This is a genomic window from Stenotrophomonas sp. GW821-FHT01H02A (assembly GCF_059422145.1).
Genome location: NZ_JBWKWI010000004.1, coordinates 77078 through 95362, shown reverse-complemented (window position 1 = coordinate 95362; position 18285 = coordinate 77078). Strand labels below are relative to the sequence as shown.

16 protein-coding genes and 1 riboswitch are annotated in these 18285 nt (G+C 68.4%); of the genes, 12 read left to right on the top strand and 4 right to left on the bottom strand.

The genetic code is table 11. The annotated features are described in order from the left end of the window. The first annotated feature begins 149 nt into the window (after positions 1-149). The 3 genes from AC07WC_RS07780 (at position 150) to AC07WC_RS07770 (ending at position 2641) form a co-directional block, all read left to right on the top strand. Positions 150-563: an acyl-CoA thioesterase gene (locus AC07WC_RS07780; protein WP_019184839.1), complete on the top strand. Its 414-nt coding sequence runs from the start codon at positions 150-152 to the stop codon at positions 561-563. A gap of 54 nt (positions 564-617) precedes the next feature. Further along, complete coding sequence (locus tag AC07WC_RS07775; protein WP_495209493.1) at positions 618-1436, top strand: NAD-dependent protein deacetylase; 819 nt, start codon at positions 618-620, stop codon at positions 1434-1436. Positions 1437-1531: 95 nt separating this feature from the next. After that, positions 1532-2641, top strand: coding sequence for an NADH:flavin oxidoreductase/NADH oxidase (locus tag AC07WC_RS07770; protein ID WP_495209492.1), 1110 nt, complete (start codon positions 1532-1534; stop codon positions 2639-2641). Between the two features lie 48 nt (positions 2642-2689). On the opposite strand, the gene AC07WC_RS07765 is transcribed toward AC07WC_RS07770, so the two are convergent. After that, on the bottom strand, positions 2690-3622 hold the full coding sequence (locus AC07WC_RS07765) for a LysR family transcriptional regulator (RefSeq protein ID WP_495209491.1): 933 nt from the start codon (positions 3620-3622) through the stop codon (positions 2690-2692). Between the two features lie 224 nt (positions 3623-3846). Here AC07WC_RS07765 and aceE point away from each other — a divergent pair, with 224 nt between their 5' ends. Both aceE and purU read left to right on the top strand, forming a co-directional pair. Further along, positions 3847-6519 (top strand): pyruvate dehydrogenase (acetyl-transferring), homodimeric type, encoded by a 2673-nt coding sequence (gene aceE / locus AC07WC_RS07760; protein WP_495209490.1) that lies wholly within the window; start codon positions 3847-3849, stop codon positions 6517-6519. Between the two features lie 75 nt (positions 6520-6594). After that, positions 6595-7446, top strand: a complete 852-nt coding sequence (gene purU / locus AC07WC_RS07755) for a formyltetrahydrofolate deformylase (RefSeq protein WP_495209489.1) — start codon at positions 6595-6597, stop codon at positions 7444-7446. Between the two features lie 13 nt (positions 7447-7459). On the opposite strand, the gene AC07WC_RS07750 is transcribed toward purU, so the two are convergent. From AC07WC_RS07750 to metE, 3 genes are all read right to left on the bottom strand, one after another. Further along, positions 7460-8086, bottom strand: a complete 627-nt coding sequence (locus tag AC07WC_RS07750) for a nicotinamidase (RefSeq protein ID WP_495209488.1) — start codon at positions 8084-8086, stop codon at positions 7460-7462. 52 nt (positions 8087-8138) lie between these two features. Beyond that, positions 8139-8828: an epoxyqueuosine reductase QueH gene (locus tag AC07WC_RS07745; protein ID WP_495209487.1), complete on the bottom strand. Its 690-nt coding sequence runs from the start codon at positions 8826-8828 to the stop codon at positions 8139-8141. A 70-nt stretch (positions 8829-8898) separates the two neighbouring features. After that, the gene (metE, locus tag AC07WC_RS07740) at positions 8899-11196 is read right to left on the bottom strand and encodes a 5-methyltetrahydropteroyltriglutamate--homocysteine S-methyltransferase (RefSeq protein ID WP_495209486.1); all 2298 of its coding nucleotides are present in this window, start codon (positions 11194-11196) and stop codon (positions 8899-8901) included. 214 nt (positions 11197-11410) lie between these two features. Then, positions 11411-11644, bottom strand: a riboswitch (cobalamin riboswitch). Positions 11645-11730: 86 nt separating this feature from the next. Between metE and AC07WC_RS07735 the strand changes: the two genes are divergently transcribed. From AC07WC_RS07735 to AC07WC_RS07705, 7 genes are all read left to right on the top strand, one after another. After that, positions 11731-12513, top strand: coding sequence for a hypothetical protein (locus AC07WC_RS07735; protein WP_495209485.1), 783 nt, complete (start codon positions 11731-11733; stop codon positions 12511-12513). A gap of 70 nt (positions 12514-12583) precedes the next feature. Further along, a complete protein-coding gene (locus AC07WC_RS07730; RefSeq protein WP_495209484.1) occupies positions 12584-13153 on the top strand; it encodes a sigma-70 family RNA polymerase sigma factor in 570 nt (189 codons plus the stop codon). After that, positions 13150-13935, top strand: coding sequence for an anti-sigma factor (locus AC07WC_RS07725; protein ID WP_495209483.1), 786 nt, complete (start codon positions 13150-13152; stop codon positions 13933-13935). Before AC07WC_RS07730 ends, AC07WC_RS07725 begins: the two co-directional genes overlap by 4 nt. A 90-nt stretch (positions 13936-14025) precedes the next feature. Next, on the top strand, positions 14026-14985 hold the full coding sequence (locus AC07WC_RS07720; protein WP_495209482.1) for an acyl-CoA desaturase: 960 nt from the start codon (positions 14026-14028) through the stop codon (positions 14983-14985). A gap of 1 nt (position 14986) precedes the next feature. Continuing rightward, positions 14987-16267: an NAD(P)/FAD-dependent oxidoreductase gene (locus AC07WC_RS07715; RefSeq protein WP_495209481.1), complete on the top strand. Its 1281-nt coding sequence runs from the start codon at positions 14987-14989 to the stop codon at positions 16265-16267. After that, positions 16264-17031, top strand: a complete 768-nt coding sequence (locus AC07WC_RS07710; protein ID WP_495209480.1) for a DUF1365 domain-containing protein — start codon at positions 16264-16266, stop codon at positions 17029-17031. Before AC07WC_RS07715 ends, AC07WC_RS07710 begins: the two co-directional genes overlap by 4 nt. Then, a complete protein-coding gene (locus tag AC07WC_RS07705) occupies positions 17028-18284 on the top strand; it encodes a class I SAM-dependent methyltransferase (RefSeq protein ID WP_495209479.1) in 1257 nt (418 codons plus the stop codon). The genes AC07WC_RS07710 and AC07WC_RS07705 overlap by 4 nt, the downstream gene beginning before the upstream one ends. Position 18285 lies beyond the last annotated feature (1 nt).

Below are 18285 nucleotides of genomic sequence, written 5' to 3'. Positions count from 1 at the left end.
AGCCTACAGGGACGTATTTACGGCGCGTCCAGCAAAGGGGCCCCCGACCTCCTCGAACCGATAGAGATAAAAGCGCCAAGAACGCTCTACGCGACCAACCACCCCGCTGTCGTATCATCCGCGCCACCCCACCATTGCCGGCCCCCGCCATGACTCCCATCCCCGAAACCATCCCGCCCATCGAAGTCCGCATGGCCGAGATCGTGTTCCCCAACCACACCAATCACCTGGGCACCCTGTTCGGTGGCCAGGCACTGGCGTGGATGGACAAGGCGGCGTTCCTGGCCGCGGCCCGCTACTCGCGCCGCACCGTGGTCACCGCGCGCTCGGACCAGGTCGATTTCAAGCTGCCGATCCGCATCGGCCAGATGGTGGAAACCGTCGGCCGCATCGTGGAGGTCGGGCGCAGTTCGATGAAGGTCGAGGTCGAACTGATCGCCGAAGATCTCCACACCGGTGAGCGCAAGCTGTGCACGCGCGGTCACTTCGTGATGATCGCGCTGGATGCCGACGGCCATCCGACCAGCGTCCCGTCGCTGCCGGGTGACATCCCGGGTCCGTAAGCGGCTCCCGATCTCCGGATTGCCTCACTGCCCCTGCGCCCCCATCTGCTGTCCATGAGCACACCTCTCGCCGAGTTCATCGATCGCGCCCAGCGCCTGTTCGTGCTGACCGGCGCCGGTTGCAGCACCGATTCGGGCATCCCGGACTACCGCGATGCCGATGGGCAGTGGAAGCGGACGCCACCGGTCACCTACCAGGCGTTCATGGGCGAGCTGGCGACCCGCCAGCGCTACTGGGCGCGCAGCCTGCTGGGCTGGCCGCGGTTCGGCTGGGCCCAGCCGAACGGCACGCATGCCGCGCTCGCCGCGCTGGAAGCCCGTGGCCAGGTCGAACTGCTGCTCACCCAGAATGTCGATCGCCTGCACCAGCGGGCCGGCAGCGAGGCGGTGATCGACCTGCACGGTCGGCTGGACCAGGTGCGCTGCATGGGCTGTGAAGCACGCAGCCCGCGCGAGGCGTTCCAGCACCGGCTGCTGGAGCACAACCCCGGCTGGGAGCACCTGGAGGCCGCGCAGGCGCCCGATGGCGATGCCGATCTGGAGATGGACTTCTCTGCCTTCCAGGTGCCGGCCTGCCTGCAGTGCGGGGGCGTGCTCAAGCCGGACGTGGTGTTCTTCGGTGAAAGCGTGCCGCGCGACCGCGTGGCCATCGTCCACGACCATCTGCAGCGGGCCGATGCGGTGCTGGTAGTCGGTTCCTCGCTGATGGTCTATTCCGGTTTCCGCTTCGTGCAGGCTGCGGCCCAGGCCGGGCTGCCGATCGCCGCGCTCAACCGCGGGCTTACCCGAGCAGACGCGCTGCTGAGCCTGAAAGTCGACCACTCCTGCGCCGACGCGCTGGCCTTCCTGCTGCCCGGAACCGCCGTCGCCTGACCCCTGCGAAACACTGATCCACTGGCACGGTTGCCTCCGCCGCCGCACAGGAGTGCAATGGCGCCCGGTTACATTTCCTCTTCCGAGTTCCCCCCTTGAGCCAGCTCTTCTCCCCCATTTCCTTCGGCCCGCTGTCACTGTCCAACCGCATCGTGATCGCGCCGATGTGCCAGTACTCCTGCACCGACGGCCTCGCCAATGACTGGCACCGCATCCATCTCGGGCAGCTGTCGCAGTCCGGCGCCGGCCTGCTGATCCTGGAAGCCACCGCCGTGCTGCCGCAAGGCCGCATCAGCTGGGCCGACCTGGGCCTGTGGGATGACGCCACCGAAGCCGCGCTGTCCTCGGTCGTGGCCTCGGTCAGGCAGTGGTCGCCGATGCCGCTGGGCGTGCAGCTGGGCCACGCCGGTCGCAAGGCCTCGGTCAACAAGCCGTGGGAAGGCGGTGGCGCGATGGAGCCGTCCGATCCCCGCGCCTGGCCCACCGTCGCACCGTCCGCGCTGCCGTTCGCCAAGACCGATCCGACCCCGACCGAACTGGATCTGGCCGGCATCGATGCCGTCGTCGAGGCCTTCGCGGCGGCGGCCCGTCGCGCCGAGCGGGTCGGCATGGACCTGATCGAACTACACGCCGCGCATGGCTACCTGCTGCACCAGTTCCTGTCGCCGCTGAGCAACCGCCGCGAGGACGAATACGGCGGCTCGCTTGAGAACCGCATGCGCCTGCTGGTGCGCGTGTTCGATGCCGTGCGTGAGGCGGTCTCCGATCGCATCGCGGTCGGCGTGCGCATCTCCGCCAGCGACTGGGTGGCCGGCGGCTGGGATATCGAGCAGAGCACGACCCTGGCGCACGTGCTGGACGCGCGCGGGTGCCAGTTCCTGCATGTCTCCAGTGGCGGCAATGATCCGCGCCAGCAGATTCCGCTGTCGCCGGGCTACCAGGTGCCGTTCGCGCAGGCGATCAAGGCGCACAAGCTGCGCATGCCGGTCATCGCGGTCGGCCTGATCACCGAGCCCTCGCAGGCCGAATCGATCCTGCGCCATGGCCATGCCGATGCGATCGCGCTGGCCCGCGGCATTCTCTACGACCCGCGCTGGCCGTGGCATGCCGCCGCCGCACTGGGCGATTCGGTCGCCCCGGCACCGCAGTACCTGCGCTGCGAGCCACGCGAAGCCCGCGGTGTGTTCATCGCGCCGGAACGCTGAGGCGATGAGATCGGCAGGGGCGGCGGCGCATCGCTGCAGCCCCTGCACTCAGCCGGCGTCCACCCGCCACGCCGGCGGCAGCCCCTCGATGATGTGCTGCATCAGCGCCCGCACCTTGGGCGTGAGGTCACGGCGGTCGCTGACGCACAGGAACAGCCGCATCGGCTCCGGTGAGGCCTGCGTGCTCTCCGCATCGCCGGGTTCGAACAGCGCCTGCAGTTCACCGCGCGCGAGATAGGGCGCAGCGACGAACGCCGCCAGCCGGGTGATCCCGCCACCGGCTACCGCCATCGCAGCCAGCGCATCGATGTCATCGCTGACCAGCGCCGGGGCTACCTCGGCATCGAACCGCATGCCGTCGCGCACGAAGCCCCACGGCAGATAGCGCCCGTCCAGCGGGTAGCGCAGCAACAGGCAGCGGTGCTCGCGCAGTGCCTCCGGGGTCAGTGGAATGCCAGCGCGCGCGAGATAGGCCGGGGCCGCACAGAACACGAACGGCACCTGCGCGATCGGCCGCGCCACCAGACCTTCCTCCAGCTGCGGCTCGATCCGGATGCTGACGTCCACGTCTTCGTGTGCGTGGTCCACGCTGCGGTCGGTGAGCAGCAGTTCGATCGCCAGGCGCCGGAAGCGCGCCTGCAGCGAGGGCAGCAGGGGCGCCAGCGCGTGCCGGCCGAATGCGGTGCTGCTGGCGATCCGCAGCCGGCCTTCCGGCGTGGCATCCAGATCGGTGACCGCCGCCTGGGCGCGCTGCAGGTCGCGCTCGATGTGGCGTACCTGGGCCAGGTACAGCGCACCGCGCTCGGTCAGGGCCAGGGTGCGGGTGGTGCGGTTGAGCAGGCGCACGCCCAGATGGGCCTCCAGCCGGGCGATGTTCTGCCCGACCGCCGCCGGGCTCACCCCCAGCGTCCGTGCGGCCGCGGCCAGGCTGCCGGCGTCGGCGGTACGGATGAAGCTGCGGATTGACTGGAGAATGTTCATGCTGGCCGCCATTCTCGCGCTCCATTGGAAAGAATTTCTTTATAAAGCGCCAAGCCCATCCGGTCTACCCGCCCTGCTGGGGCCTGCTTATCGTGCCTGTCCCGCAACCGCCAGGTTGCCTGCTCGCCCGGGTCTGCTGCCCGGGCGACGCCGCTTCCGCGTTGTGCCGCCCCCGCTGCCGTCGCGTCCTGCGCACGGCCTGGCAGCCTTCCCCGGAGATGGACATGAACCCAGCGCTCGCCCCCCTCGATACCGACCCGCAGGAAACCCAGGAATGGCGTGAGTCACTGGAGGCGGTCATCGATGCCGCCGGCCGGCCGCGCGCGCATTACCTGATGGACCAGCTGACCGAGCTGGACACGGCCCGCCATGGTGACCTGCACGGCCGCGTGTGGACGGCGTACACCAACACCATTCCGGTGGAACGCCAGCCGGCTTATCCGGGTGACCTCGGCATCGAGCGCCGGCTCAACGCGATGATCCGCTGGAACGCGATGGTGATGGTGCTGCGCGCCGGCAAACACTCCAACGTCGGCGGCCACATCGCCACGTATCAGTCGGCAGCGGTGCTGTACGACGTCGGCTTCGATCACTTCTTCCGCGGCCGCACCGACACCTTCGACGGCGACATGATCTACATCCAGGGCCACTCGGCGCCAGGCATCTACGGTCGTGCGTTCGTCGAAGGCCGCATCGCGCCGGAACGGATGGACAACTTCCGCCGGGAATCCGACCGCGACGGCCTGTCCTCGTACCCGCACCCGCGCCTGATGCCGGACTTCTGGCAGTTCCCCACGGTCTCGATGGGGCTGGGACCGCTCACCGCCGCCTACCAGGCGCGCTACATGCGCTATCTGGAATACCGCGGGTTGAAGGAGCACCAGGGCCGCAAGGTCTGGGCCTTCCTCGGCGACGGCGAAATGGACCAGCCCGAATCGCTGGCGGCGATCTCGGTGGCCGGCCGCGAGCGCCTGGACAATCTGGTGTTCGTGGTGAACTGCAATCTGCAGCGCCTGGACGGCCCGGTGCGCGGCAACGCCAAGGTGATCCAGGAACTGGAGGGCACCTTCCGCGCCGCCGGCTGGAACGTCATCAAGGTGATCTGGGGCGGTGGCTGGGACGCGCTGCTGGCCAAGGATCGCACCGGCCTGCTGCGCCAGCGCATGATGGAATGCGTGGATGGCGACTACCAGACCTTCAAGTCGCAGAACGGTGCCTATGTGCGCGAGCATTTCTTCGGCAAGTATCCCGAACTGCTGGCGCTGGTCGCGGACCTGAGCGATGACGAGATCTGGGCGCTCGCGCGCGGCGGTCACGATCCGCAGAAGGTCTACGCCGCCTACGCGCAGGCGGTCGCCGGCAACGGCCGGCCGAGCGTGATCCTGGCCAAGACGGTCAAGGGCTTCGGCATGGGCGAGGCCGGTGAAGGCCAGAACATCAATCACCAGCTCAAGAAGATGAGCGCCGATGCCGTGCGTGCGTTCCGTGATCGGTTTGATCTGCCGGTCAGTGACGACCAGCTGGAGGAGATGCCCTACCTGCGCCCGGCGCCGGGCAGTGCCGAGGAGCGCTACTTCGCGCAGCGCCGCCAGGCCCCGGGCGGCCAGCTGCCGGCGCGCGTGACCCACGTTGATCCGTTGCCGGTGCCGGCGCTGTCGGCGTTTGCCACCCAGCTGCAGGGCAGCGGCGAACGCGGCCAGTCCACCACGATGGGCTTCGTGCGCATCCTCACCACGCTGCTCAAGGACCCCGAACTGGGCAAGCTGATCATTCCGATCGTGCCGGATGAGTCACGTACGTTCGGCATGGAAGGCCTGTTCCGCCAGATCGGCATCCACTCCTACCTCGGCCAGCTGTACACCCCGCAGGATGCCGGCCAGCTGAGCTATTACAAGGAAGCCAAGGACGGCCAGATCCTGCAGGAAGGCATCAACGAATCCGGTGCGATCTGCTCGTGGATCGCCGCCGGCACCGCCTACAGCAACCACGGCCTGGCCACGATTCCGTTCTACATCTTCTATTCGATGTTCGGCCTGCAGCGCGTGGGCGACCTGGCCTGGGCGGCTGCCGATGCGCGCACCCGCGGCTTCCTGCTCGGCGCCACCTCCGGGCGTACCACGCTGATGGGCGAGGGGCTGCAGCACGACGACGGCCACAGCCATGTGCTGTCCTCGGTGATCCCCAGCTGCGTGTCCTTCGATCCCACCTACAACTTCGAACTGGCGGTGATCATCCAGGACGGCCTGCGCCGGATGTACGTGGACCAGGAAGACATCTACTACTACATCACCGTGCTCAACGAGGCCTATCCGCACCCGGCACTGCCCGAAGGCAGTGAAGCGGGCATCCTCAAGGGCCTGTACCTGCTGCATCCCGCCGCCGCCGACAGCGACCCCGCGCTGCGCGTGCAGCTGATGGGCAGCGGCGCGATCCTGCGCGAAGTGGAAGCAGCGGCGACGCTGCTGCAGCAGGACTTCGGCATCGCCAGCGATGTGTGGAGCGCCACCAGCCTCACCGAGCTGCGCCGCGATGGCCTGGCGGTCGAGCGCTGGAACCTGCTGCATCCGGTGCAGGAACCGCGGGTGCCGTACGTGCAACAGTGCCTGGCCGCGCACCCGGGCCCGGTGATCGTGGCCACCGACTACATGAAGATCGTCGGTGACCAGATCCGCCCCTTCATCGAGGGCCGCCGCTTCACTGCCCTGGGTACCGATGGCTTCGGCCGCTCGGACACGCGCGAGTCATTGCGTACGTTCTTTGAAGTGGACCGCCACTTCATCGTGCTCGCCGCGCTCAAGTCGCTGGCCGATGACGGCCGGATCGAACGCGCCCAGCTGCAGGCGGCGATCGACCGGTACGGGATCGATGTGGAGAAGGTGGACCCGACGGCGGTGTAACCGCTGGCACGGGCACCCTTGGTTGCATCCGAGAGCATCGACCGCAGCCCGGCGGTGCTCGCTTACACTGCCCGGATGCGCCCAGACTCCATCCTCACCCTGTCATGCCCGGACCGTACCGGGATCGTCTACCGTGTGTCCGGCCTGCTGTTCGAGCTGGGCTGCAACATCCTCGATGCCCAGCAGTTCGGCGACGATGAGAGCGGCCGGTTCTTCCTGCGCGTGCACTTCGATCGGGCCGCCGAGCAGTCACTGGACGACGTGGAAGCCCGCATGGCGACCCTGGCCGCCGAGTTCGGCATGGACTGGCAGCTGCATGACGCCCGCCGCCGGGCACGGCTGCTGGTGCTGGTGAGCAAGCAGGGGCACTGCCTCAACGACCTGCTGTTCCGCGCGCACAGCCGGCAGCTGCAGGTGGACATCGCGGCGGTGGCCTCCAATCACGAGGACTTCGCCGCGCTGGCCGGCTCCTATGGCGTGCCGTTCCACCACCTGCCGGTCAACGCGGACAACCGCGCCGTGCAGGAGCAGCAGATCATCGACCTGGTCGAGCGCGAGCAGATCGATCTGGTGGTGCTGGCGCGCTACATGCAGATTCTGTCGCCGCACCTGTGTGCGGCGTTGGCTGGGCGTGCGATCAACATCCACCACAGCTTCCTGCCCAGTTTCAAAGGCGCGCAGCCGTATCACCAGGCGCACGCGCGCGGGGTCAAGATCATCGGCGCGACCGCGCACTACGTGACCCCGGATCTGGACGAAGGCCCGATCATCGAGCAGGACGTGGCGCGCGTGGACCATGCGATGACGCCGCGCGACCTGGTGCGGCTGGGCAGCGATACCGAATCGCAGGTATTGGCCCGCGCGGTACGTCGGCATGTGGAGCATCGCATCCTGCGCAACGGGCATCGCACGGTGGTGTTCCGCTGAGCTGCGGTGCGCGTCAGATCACCGCGATCTTCGCCTTCGCCAACGCCTCGCGCACCATGCCGTCATTGGCCTCGGTGACCGGCCGGGTCAGGTCCCAATGGAACTTGACCCGGAACCCGGATTTCACCGCATCCTGGGCGCTCCACAGTACGCAGTAATCGCGCGCCAGGCCGCACACATGCACCTCGCGGATGCCGCGCTCATTCAGCCAGCCGGCCAGGCCGGTGGCCGGGCGGGTGCCGTCGGGGCCATGGTTCTCGCGGAAGGCGCTGTACGAGTCCACCTCACGGCGGGTGCCCTTGCGCAGGATCAGGTCGGCGACCGTCCAGTCCACCCCGGGGTGCAGCACGGCACCGTCGCTGCCCTGCACGCAGTGGTCCGGCCACAGGGTCTGCGGCTGCGCGTGCAGCAGGATCGCCTCGAACGGGAGGTGGCCCGGGTGCTGGCTGGCGAAGGAGGCATGATCGGCCGGGTGCCAGTCCTGGGTCGCCACCACGGTGCGGTAACGGCGTTCGGCGAGCAGCCCGGCAATGTCGGGCACGATCGCATCGCCGTCCACGCAGGCCAGCGCGCCACCGGGCATGAAGTCCGGCTGCAGGTCGATCACGACCAGGGCGACATCGGTGGGGTAACGGCGCATGGCGGCTTCACAACAGTGGGGGCGCCCAGTCTAGCCGACGCCCCCACCGCGGTCAGTCGGCGTCGCCCTGCCTGGAGGTGCCGTCGCCGTAGTACAGCACGCCCAGCTTGATCCGCTCGCGGCCGGTCTCGCGGCGGTGGCGGTTGGCGTCGCGCAGCGAGTACACGCAGCCGCAGTACTCCTGCTGGTAGAACTGCTCGCGCTTGCTGATCTCCACCATCCGCGCCGCACCGCCGCCCTTGCGCCAGTTGTAATCCCAGTACTGGATGCCCGGGTAGTGCGCGGCGGCGCGGTGGCCGCAGTCGTTGATCTGGTTCATGTCCTTCCAGCGCGAGATGCCCAGCGAGCTGCTGATCACCGCAAAGCCGTTCTCATGCGCGTACAGCGCGGTGCGCACGAAGCGCATGTCGAAGCACATCGTGCAGCGGATCCCGCGCTCGGGTTCGTTCTCCATGCCGCGGGCACGCGAGAACCAGTTGTCGGTGTCATAGTCGGCATCGACGAATGGCACACCATGTTTCTCGGCGAAGCGGATGTTCTCCTGCTTGCGCAGTTCGTATTCCTTCGCCGGGTGGATGTTGGGGTTGTAGAAGAAGATCGTGTAGTCGATGCCGGAGGCGGTGATCGCCTCCATCACTTCGCCCGAGCACGGTGCGCAGCACGAGTGCAGCAGCAGCTTGGTGTGCCCGTCGGGCAGGGACAGGGTGGGGCGGTCGATCGGGGTCAGGTATGGCGGGTTCATGCGTTTCTCGTCGACCCCACCGCCGGCAACGGCGGCGATGGGGTGCTTGGGGCGGACTACAAAGAATGCATCACGCGGCGTTGGCGTCCGCGGTTTCCTCGCGCAGTTCACGCGCGGCGGCCACCAGGGCCTCCAGCGCCGCGCGGGTTTCCGGCCAGCCACGGGTTTTCAGGCCGCAGTCCGGGTTGACCCAGATCTGCTCCGGACGCAGCACTTCGGCGGCCTTGCGCAGCAGCGCCAGCATCTCGGCCTTGTCCGGGACGCGCGGGGAGTGGATGTCGTACACGCCCGGACCTATCTCGTTGGGGTACTGGAAGCGCACGAAGGCATCCAGCAGCTCCATCCGCGAGCGCGAGGTTTCGATCGAGATCACGTCCGCATCCATCGCGGCCACCGAGTGGATGATGTCGTTGAACTCGGAATAGCACATGTGGGTATGGATCTGGGTTGCATCGCGCACGCCGCTGGCGCTGATCCGGAACGCTTCCACGGCCCAGTCCAGATAGTCGCGCCACTGCGCACGGCGCAGCGGCAGGCCTTCGCGGATCGCCGGCTCGTCGATCTGGATCACGCCGATGCCGGCCGCTTCCAGGTCGGTCACTTCATCGCGCAGCGCGAGGGCGATCTGCCGGCAGGTGTCCGCACGGGACTGGTCATCGCGCACGAACGACCACTGCAGCACCGTCACCGGGCCGGTCAGCATGCCCTTCATCGGCAGCTGGGTGAGCGACTGCGCGTACTTGGACCAGCGCACCGTCATCGGCTGCGGGCGGGTCACATCGCCGAAGATCACCGGCGGCTTCACGCAGCGCGAGCCGTAGCTCTGCACCCAGCCGTTCTTGGTGAAGGCGAAGCCGTCGAGCTGCTCGCCGAAGTACTCGACCATGTCGTTGCGCTCGAACTCGCCGTGCACCAGCACGTCCAGCCCGATCTGCTCCTGCACGCGCACACAGTGTTCGGTCTGGGTGGCCAGGAACGCATCGTAGTCGGCATCGGAGAGCTTGCCGGACTTGTTGCGGGCGCGTGCCTCACGCACTTCCAGCGTCTGCGGGAACGAACCGATGGTGGTGGTCGGGAAGCGCGGCAGTTTCAGCGCCGCGGCCTGGGCCAGGTGGCGCTGCGGATAGCGGCTGTGGCGCTGTGCATCGGCCGGGGTCAGCGCGGCCAGGCGGGCGGCGACGGCCGGGTTGTGCACGCGCGGCGAACGACGGCGCGATTCGATGCACGCGCGCGAATGGGCGAGCGGCGCTTCGGCACGCGCCGGTGCATCGATCGCGTCGGCCAGCACACGCAGTTCGCCGAGCTTCTGCCTGGAGAACGCCAGCCAGCTGCGCAGTTCGTCGTCGAGCTTCTTTTCGTGGTCCAGATCGACCGGGGTGTGCAGCAGCGAACACGATGGCGCCAGCCACAGCGCATCGCTGCCCACATGACCGTGGGCGTAGCGCGCCAGCACCAGCGCGTTGTCCAGATGGGTGCGCCAGATGTTGCGGCCGTTGACCAGCCCGGCCGAGAGCACGCGGCCGGCCGGCAGGGCCTTGATCACCGCATCGAGCTGTTCCGGCGCGCGGACCAGATCCACATGCAGTCCATCGACCGGCAGCGATGCGGCCAGCGCGAGGTTGTCGTCCAGTGCACCAAAGTACGTCGCCACCAGTATCTTGGGGCGCGCCGCCTGGGCCAGCACCGCATAGGCATGCTCGAACGCGACGCGCGTGGCATCATCCAGATCCTGCACCAGCAGCGGCTCATCCAGCTGCACCCACGCCGCGCCGGCCGCCTTGAGCTCACCGAGCAACTGCACGTACACCGGCAGCAGCGCATCCAGCAGATCCAGCGCGTTGCTGCCATCGGTGGTCTTGGACAGCCGCAGGAAGGTCACCGGCCCGATCAGCACCGGCCGGGTCTCGATCCCCAACGCCTTGGCCTGGCGGTATTCGGCCAGCGGCTTGTCGCCGCGCACCGTGAAGCTCTGGCCGGCCGTCAGTTCGGGCACCAGGTAGTGGTAGTTGGTGTCGAACCATTTGGTCATTTCCAGCGCATGCAGGTCGATGCCATCGCGCTGCAGGCCACGCGCCATCGCGAAGTAGCCGCTGAGCGGCTCGGCATCGGCGAGCGCACGGTAGCGGGCCGGGATCGCATCGAACAGGAAGGCCGCATCGAGCACCTGGTCGTACAGGCTGAAGTCGTTGCTCGGCGGCACATCCACGCCGGCCTCGCGCTGCAGCTGCCAGTGGCGCTCACGCAGTTCGGCCGCGGTGTCCTGCAGCGACGTTGCGCTGCTCTCGCCGGACCAGAACGCTTCCAGCGCGCGCTTGAGTTCGCGCTTGGCGCCGATGCGCGGAAAACCCAGGTTGGTAACAGTGGTCATTGGAACGTGTCCTCATTGCGTAGGGGCATTGAGGAACGAAGGAACCGCGCGCCGTCCGGGGCCTTGCAGCCCGTTCCGTCCCGCCAGCGACCTTCGCCCCCGCGGGCGAACCGGATGCCGTGAAGCGGACGCACGGGGGCAGCGCCATGCAGGCGGCATGGCGGCAGGCCCCGGCAACCTCCCCGCGGACGTTCCAGGTCGAATCAGGGGACGGTCGTGTCCCCCGGCCGGGGCCGGTATTCGGGCTGATGGACACGGGCGCGGGCGCCCACCTACTCCCTGCCGCTTCCCAGGCCCGAAGGCCCAGTGCTGTTGGCAGGCGTCGTTTCCATTCACCGCTGCGGGGCAGCTCCGGAATGGGCGCGCGAGGCGCCTTCACCGGATTCCCGTTTAAATCCATCCCTTCATCGGCATGAAGCGATGGATACCTTCGGCGAGCACAAGGTAGGCCGAAGGCGGGCGTTGGTCAAGTCGCCTGCATCCAAACCACCGCCACCTGCGTATCTCCCTGCAAGCCCGCTCGTTTGGACCCCCATGCGCCAGCCCTTGCCCTGCCTGCTCCTGCTGATGTCGGCCTGCGCCGGCCCCGGGAGTGCCGCCGAACAGACCGTGCAGCGCCAGGAAGGCCGCGCGTATGCGACCGTCGATGGCCGCCTGCTTTACCGCGAGACGCATTGGCTGCAGGGACCGGCAAGCGCCCAATCACGGCTGGTGCTGTACCGCTGCAGCGACGGCCGTCCGTTCGCGCGCAAGTGGATGACCCCACAGGGCAGCCCGCAGACACCGGACTTCACCCTGGACGATGGCCGCGACGGCTATCGCGAAGGCGTGCGCGGCACCGCCGATGCGCGCCAGGTGTCGGTGCGTGCGAGCGCGCAGGCGCCGACCTTCAGCCGGGCCATCACGATGCCGGCGGGGGCCGTGGTCGATGCCGGCTTCGATGCGGCCGTGCGCAGCCATTGGGCCGCACTGCAGGCCGGGCAGAGCGTGGCCTTCCAGTTCCTGCTGCCCAGCCGCCAGCGCCTGGTGCCGTTGAAACTCCAGCGCACCGGCGCGGTGAACTGGCGGGGCCAACCGGCCGAGCAGCTGCAGATGAAGCTCGATGCCTGGTTCGGCTTCGCGGTGCCGGCGGTCACGCTGGTCTATGCCACCGCCGACCAGCGCCTGCTGCAGTTCACCGGCACCGGCAACGTCCGCGACGAGAACGGCACGTACCCGCAGGTGCGGGTCGAGTTTCCGGCCGCACCCGTTGCGACGCCTGCCGCCGAGCTCTCCGCCGCGCGCACGCAGCCGCTGGTGAAGACATGCGGTGCCTGAGCGGCCCCTTGCAGCCAGCGCCGCAAGCAAGGACGATGCGGGTTCGCCTGTTATCGACATTGAGCCTGCGATGCCCGAGCTGGACGCTGCCGACACTGCTGCATCACACCGCCTGGACGAGCTGCTGGTCCGGGTCGCCGGCGGTGATCGCCAGGCGTTCGAGTCGGTCTATCAACTCGCCTCCGGGCGCCTGTTCGCGATCTGCCTGCATGTCCTGCGCGACCGTGGTGATGCCGAAGAGGTCCTGCAGGAGGTCTTCACGACGGTCTGGCACAAGGCGGCGCAGTTCGACCGCGCCAAGGCGGCGGCCATGACCTGGTTGTCGATGATGGCGCGCAACCGCTCGATCGACCGCCTGCGGGCCGCGCCGCCGCGCGCGCTGGAGGATCTGTCGGTGGCCGAGGAACTCCCCGATTTCGCCCCGCAGCCGGCCCAGGTGGCCGAACAGGCGTCCGACCACGAGCGCCTGCAGGACTGCCTGGAGACCCTGGAGCCGCGCCGCCGGTCCTTGATCCGGCTGGCCTTCCTGGATGGCGCCAGCTATGAAGAACTGGCGCGCCGCATCGGCTCGCCGCTGGGCTCGGTGAAGAGCTGGATCCGCCGCGGTCTGGGCCAACTTCGGGTGTGCCTGGAACGATGAACGTCCGCGACCTCCACGATCTGCATGACGACGGCGAGCCACCGAGCGCCGACATCCTGGCCGGTGAGTACGTGCTCGGCGTGCTCGAGGCCGGCCAGCGCGCCGACGTCGAACGCCGGATCGCCAGCGATGCCGGCTTCGCCCGGCTGGTGACCCAATGGGAGAACCGGCTTGCGCCGTTGCTGGCCTCGCTCGGAACCGAAGCGGTGCCGGCGCATCTGTGGCCGCGCATCCGTACCTCGCTGGGCTGGCCGTCGGTGAGCACCGCCTCGCCCCGGCTGTGGCAGCGCACCGGGTTCTGGCAGGGCATGACCGCGCTGGCCGCGGCGCTGGCATTGGTGGCGGTGTTCAGCCGCCGCGACCTGGAGCCGACCGCACCGGTGTCCACGCCGGTCGCGGTCACACCCACCACAACGCCGACGCCGGCCGAGCCGGAGCAGGCGACCAAGCCGGTCACGCCGCTGCTGCATGACGATGGCACCCCCGGCTGGCTGGCCTCGGTCGACAAGACCCAGGGCAAGGTGCTGATGGTGCCCGTCCCGGCACCGGCGGACGCCGCCGGACGCGCGCCGGAGCTGTGGCTGATCCCGGCGGGCGGCGCGCCGCGCTCGCTGGGCCTGGTCTCGATCAACCGCGCCCACACCGTGGCCGTGCCGGACGCGCTGCGTGATGCGCTCGTGAACGGTTCGGTCCTGGCGATCACGCTTGAGCCGTCCACCGGTGCGCCGCAGGGCATTCCGACCGGCCCGATCATCGCCAAGGGCGACATCGCGAACCTGTAACCGCACGGGTCCGGCTTTTTTTTCCGGATCCGTGCATCCAAACGCTGCGGGCTCCCGTATCTCCTGATAACGCCTCAGGAGAAGCGAGTCATGTCGGTCAGCCCCACCCCCGACGCAGGACGCACCGCACAGCGACGCCGCTGGGCCACGCTGTGGCGTTGGTTCGATACCAGCACCGATGCGGCGGTCGCGGTGGAGCAGCCGCAGCGCGTGGACTGGGTGCGGGCCATCCCCTTCGCGGCAATGCACCTGGCCTGCCTCGCGGTGCTCTGGGTGGGCGTCTCCTGGGTCGCGGTGGGCGTGGCGGTCGCGTTGTACGCGGTGCGCATGTTCGCGATCACCGCCTTCTACCACCGCTATTTCTCGCACCGCACGTTCCGCACCTCGCGCGCCGTGCAGTTCATCTTCGCGCTGATCGGCGCGTCCAGTGTGCAGCGCGGGCCGCTGTGGTGGGCCGCGCATCACCGCAACCATCACCGCCATACCGACACCGCCGCCGATCCGCATTCGCCCTCGGTGCACGGTTTCTGGTGGAGCCACATGGGCTGGTTCCTCACCGTGGAGGGTTTCCGCACCGACTGGTCGCGCATTCCCGACCTGGCCAGATACCCGGAGCTGCGCTGGCTGGACCGGTTCGATACCCTGGTGCCGATTGCGCTGGCCGCCGCGCTGTTCGGCCTCGGTGCATTGCTCGAGCGCATCGCGCCGACGTGGGGCACCAGCGGCGGGCAGATGCTGGTGTGGGGCTTCTTCATTTCCACCGTGGTGCTGTTCCACGCGACGGTGACGATCAACTCGCTGGCGCACCGCTTCGGCCGGCAACGTTTCAACACCGGCGATGACAGCCGCAACAACCTGTGGCTCGCCCTGCTGACCTTCGGTGAGGGCTGGCACAACAACCACCACTTCTTCCCGGGTACCGCACGCCAGGGCTTCTACTGGTGGGAAGTGGATGTCACCTGGTATGGCCTGCGTACGATGGCCGTGCTGGGCCTGGTGCGCGATCTCAAACCCGTGCCGGCCTGGGTGCTGGCCAAGGCGGAGCACTGACATGCGCATCGCCGTGATCGGATCGGGCATCGCCGGCCTCTCCAGTGCGTGGTGGCTGAGCCAGCAGCACGAAGTGACGCTGTTCGAGGCCAATGACTATCTGGGTGGCCACACCCATACGCATGCGCTGGAGGTCGATGGCCGCACATACGCGGTGGACACCGGCTTCATCGTGTTCAACCCCCTGCACTACCCGCTGCTCACCGGCCTGTTCGACGAGCTGGGCGTGGCCTCGCAGCCGACCACCATGAGCTTCTCGGTGCACAGCGAGCGCAGTGGGCTGGAGTACAACGCGACCTCGCTGGACACGCTGTTCTGCCAGCGCCGCAATCTGGTCTCGCCGCGCTTCTGGGGGATGCTGCGCGATCTGCGCCGGTTCTACCGCGAGGCACCGGCGTTGCTGGAGCGCGAGGACGACGGCCCGTCGCTGGGCGAGTTCCTGGCCAAGGGCCGTTACGGCCGCACGTTCATTGACGAACACCTGCTGCCGATGGCTTCGGCGCTGTGGTCCTCGCCGACCGCCAGCCTGGCCGCCTTCCCGGCGCGCTATCTGGTGCAGTTCATGGCCAACCACCAGATGCTGCAGATGACCGGGCGCGCGCCGTGGCGGGTGGTGCAGGGCGGTTCGGCGCGCTATGTGGATGCGCTGCGCAGCCGCTGGCAGGTACGTGAGCGGCTGGAGTGCCCGGTGTTCGGGGTGGAGCGCCATGAGCATGGAGTACGTCTGCACAGTGCTGCCGGTCTCGAAGGGTTCGACCAGCTGGTGCTGGCCTGCCACAGCGACCAGGCGCTGGCTTTGCTGTCCGATGCCGATCTCACTGAGCGTGCGGTGCTGGGCGCGATCCGCTACCAGCCCAACGAAGCAGTGCTGCACACCGATGCCAGCCTGCTGCCACGTGACCGCAAGGCCTGGGCCGCCTGGAACGCGCACGTGCCGCGCGATCCGCTGGCGCCGTGCACGGTGAGCTACTGCATGAACCTGCTGCAGGGCATCGATACGCCCACACCGTTGGTGGTCACCCTCAACCGCAGCAGCGCGATCGATCCCGCCACCGTGCTGCGCCGCCTGCAGTATGCCCACCCGGTGCATGATCACGCGATGGTGCGTGCCCAGCAGCGCTGGGCGGAGATCCAGGGCCATCGCCGGACCTGGTTCGCGGGTGCCTACTGGGGCTGGGGCTTCCACGAAGACGGCATCCGCAGTGCGCGCCGTGTGGTGGACGCGCTGCAGGCGCTGGATGCGGAGTCCTACTGGCCGCTGGCCGAGGCCCTGCCGGCATGACCGCCAGTGCGATCTATCGCGGCTGGATGCGCCACCGCCGGCATGCGCCGCATGCGCATGCGTTCGGCTATCCGATCGCGCAGTTGTTGCTGGACCTGGACGAACTGCCGCGCCTGTTCGAGCGGCGCTGGCTGTGGTCGGTCGGCCGCCGCAACGTGGTGGAGTTCCGCCGCAGCGACTATCTCGGCGCGCCCGGGCAACCGCTGGCCGATGCGGTGCGCGCACGCATCACGCAGGCCCTGGGACGTGCGCCTGCCGGGCCGATCCGCCTGCTCACGCATCCGCGCTACGCCGGCCACGTGTTCAATCCGGTGAGCTTCTACTACTGCTATGCCGCCGATGGCACCACGCTGGACAGCATCGTGGCGGAGATCACCAACACGCCCTGGAAGGAGCGCCACGCCTACGTGCTGCCGGTGGCGCAGGCCGATGCCCGGGGCCGCGCGCTGTGCTGGTCGTTCGACAAGCAGTTCCACGTATCGCCCTTCATGCCGATGGACTGTGAGTACCGCTGGCGCTTCACCGCGCCTGGCGAGGACCTGCACGTGCACATGCAGGTATGGCGCGAAGGCACGTGCCAGTTCGATGCCGATCTGGTGATGCGGCGCCATCCGCTCACCGGGCGCGGCCTGGCCGGCGTGCTGCTGCGCTACCCGCTGATGACCCTCAAGGTGGTTGTGGCGATCCACTGGCAGGCGCTGCGCCTGTGGCTCAAGCGCAACCCCGTCCACGACCACCCTTCTCTTGCCGGAAAATCCCCATGAACGACATGACCCGTGCGGTGGCCCTGCCGCAGCCGTCCGCCCTTGAAGGATTCCTGCGTGGGCGCCTGTTGGCGCAGCTCGCCCCGCTGCGTGGCGGCCATCTGCGCCTGCGTGACGCGCTGGGTGACGTGGTGATCGGCGATCCCCAGGCCACCCCACAGGTAACGGTCTGGGTGGATGATCCCGGCTTCTACCGCGCGGTCGCCGCACAGGGCAGCGTCGGTGCGGGCGAGGCGTACATCCGCGGTGACTGGCGCTGCGATGACCTGGTCGCGCTGGTGCAGCTGCTGGTGCGCAACCGGGATCTGCTCGATGGCATGGAACGCGGCCCGGCGCGCATCGGCGGCTGGCTGCTGAAAGGCTGGAACCGGCTGCGCCGCAACACGCGCGAAGGCAGCCGCCGCAACATCGCGGCGCACTACGATCTGGGCAATCCGTTCTTCTCGCTGTTCCTGTCCCCGGACCTGATGTACTCCTCGGCGCTGTATGCGGGACCGGACGAAACACTGGAGGCGGCCTCCGCGCGCAAACTCGCGCGCATCTGCGAGCAGCTGCAGCTCACCGCGGCCGATCGCGTGGTCGAGATCGGCACCGGCTGGGGCGGCTTCGCGCTGTACGCAGCGCAGCACATCGGTTGCCACGTCACCACCACCACCATCTCGGTCGAGCAGTACACGCTGGCCAGGCAGCGGGTGGAGGCGGCCGGCCTGCAGGACAAGGTGACCCTGCTGCTCAAGGACTACCGCGACCTGGAGGGGCAGTACGACAAGCTGGTTTCCATCGAGATGATCGAGGCGATCGGTGCGCAGTACCTGGACACCTACTTCGCCACGCTCACCCGCCTGCTCAAGGACGATGGCCTGGCGCTGCTGCAGGCCATCACCATCGAAGACCAGCGTTACGAGCAGGCCCGGCGCAGCGTCGACTACATCAAGCGCTTCGTGTTTCCCGGCAGCTTCATTCCGTCGATCAACGCGATCGTCGCGGCCAAGACCCGCAGCAGCGACCTGCAGTTGATCGGCCAGCATGATTTCGGCCCGTCCTATGCGCTTACGCTGCGCGCGTGGCGCCAGCGCTTCCTGGCCCAGCTGCCGGCAGTGCGCGCGCAGGGCTTCGATGCACGCTTCATCCGTCTGTGGGAGTTCTATCTGGCGTACTGCGAAGGTGGCTTCCTGGAGCGCTCCATCGGCGTCTCGCATCTGCTGCTGGCGCGCCCGGGCTACCGCCCCGCGCTGATTGCGGGGGAGGGCTGAG

Excerpts from the sequence above, each read along its gene's own strand:
- AC07WC_RS07715 (WP_495209481.1), top strand. The coding sequence starts at position 14,987 with ATGCGCATCGCCGTGATCGGATCGGGCATCGCCGGCCTCTCCAGTGCG.
- metE (WP_495209486.1), bottom strand. The coding sequence starts at position 11,196 with ATGACCACTGTTACCAACCTGGGTTTTCCGCGCATCGGCGCCAAGCGC.
- AC07WC_RS07725 (WP_495209483.1), top strand. The coding sequence starts at position 13,150 with ATGAACGTCCGCGACCTCCACGATCTGCATGACGACGGCGAGCCACCG.
- AC07WC_RS07750 (WP_495209488.1), bottom strand. The coding sequence starts at position 8,086 with ATGCGCCGTTACCCCACCGATGTCGCCCTGGTCGTGATCGACCTGCAG.
- AC07WC_RS07705 (WP_495209479.1), top strand. The coding sequence starts at position 17,028 with ATGAACGACATGACCCGTGCGGTGGCCCTGCCGCAGCCGTCCGCCCTT.
- AC07WC_RS07730 (WP_495209484.1), top strand. The coding sequence starts at position 12,584 with ATGCCCGAGCTGGACGCTGCCGACACTGCTGCATCACACCGCCTGGAC.
- AC07WC_RS07710 (WP_495209480.1), top strand. The coding sequence starts at position 16,264 with ATGACCGCCAGTGCGATCTATCGCGGCTGGATGCGCCACCGCCGGCAT.
- aceE (WP_495209490.1), top strand. The coding sequence starts at position 3,847 with ATGAACCCAGCGCTCGCCCCCCTCGATACCGACCCGCAGGAAACCCAG.
- AC07WC_RS07780 (WP_019184839.1), top strand. The coding sequence starts at position 150 with ATGACTCCCATCCCCGAAACCATCCCGCCCATCGAAGTCCGCATGGCC.
- AC07WC_RS07765 (WP_495209491.1), bottom strand. The coding sequence starts at position 3,622 with ATGAACATTCTCCAGTCAATCCGCAGCTTCATCCGTACCGCCGACGCC.
- AC07WC_RS07735 (WP_495209485.1), top strand. The coding sequence starts at position 11,731 with ATGCGCCAGCCCTTGCCCTGCCTGCTCCTGCTGATGTCGGCCTGCGCC.
- AC07WC_RS07720 (WP_495209482.1), top strand. The coding sequence starts at position 14,026 with ATGTCGGTCAGCCCCACCCCCGACGCAGGACGCACCGCACAGCGACGC.
- purU (WP_495209489.1), top strand. The coding sequence starts at position 6,595 with ATGCGCCCAGACTCCATCCTCACCCTGTCATGCCCGGACCGTACCGGG.
- AC07WC_RS07775 (WP_495209493.1), top strand. The coding sequence starts at position 618 with ATGAGCACACCTCTCGCCGAGTTCATCGATCGCGCCCAGCGCCTGTTC.
- AC07WC_RS07745 (WP_495209487.1), bottom strand. The coding sequence starts at position 8,828 with ATGAACCCGCCATACCTGACCCCGATCGACCGCCCCACCCTGTCCCTG.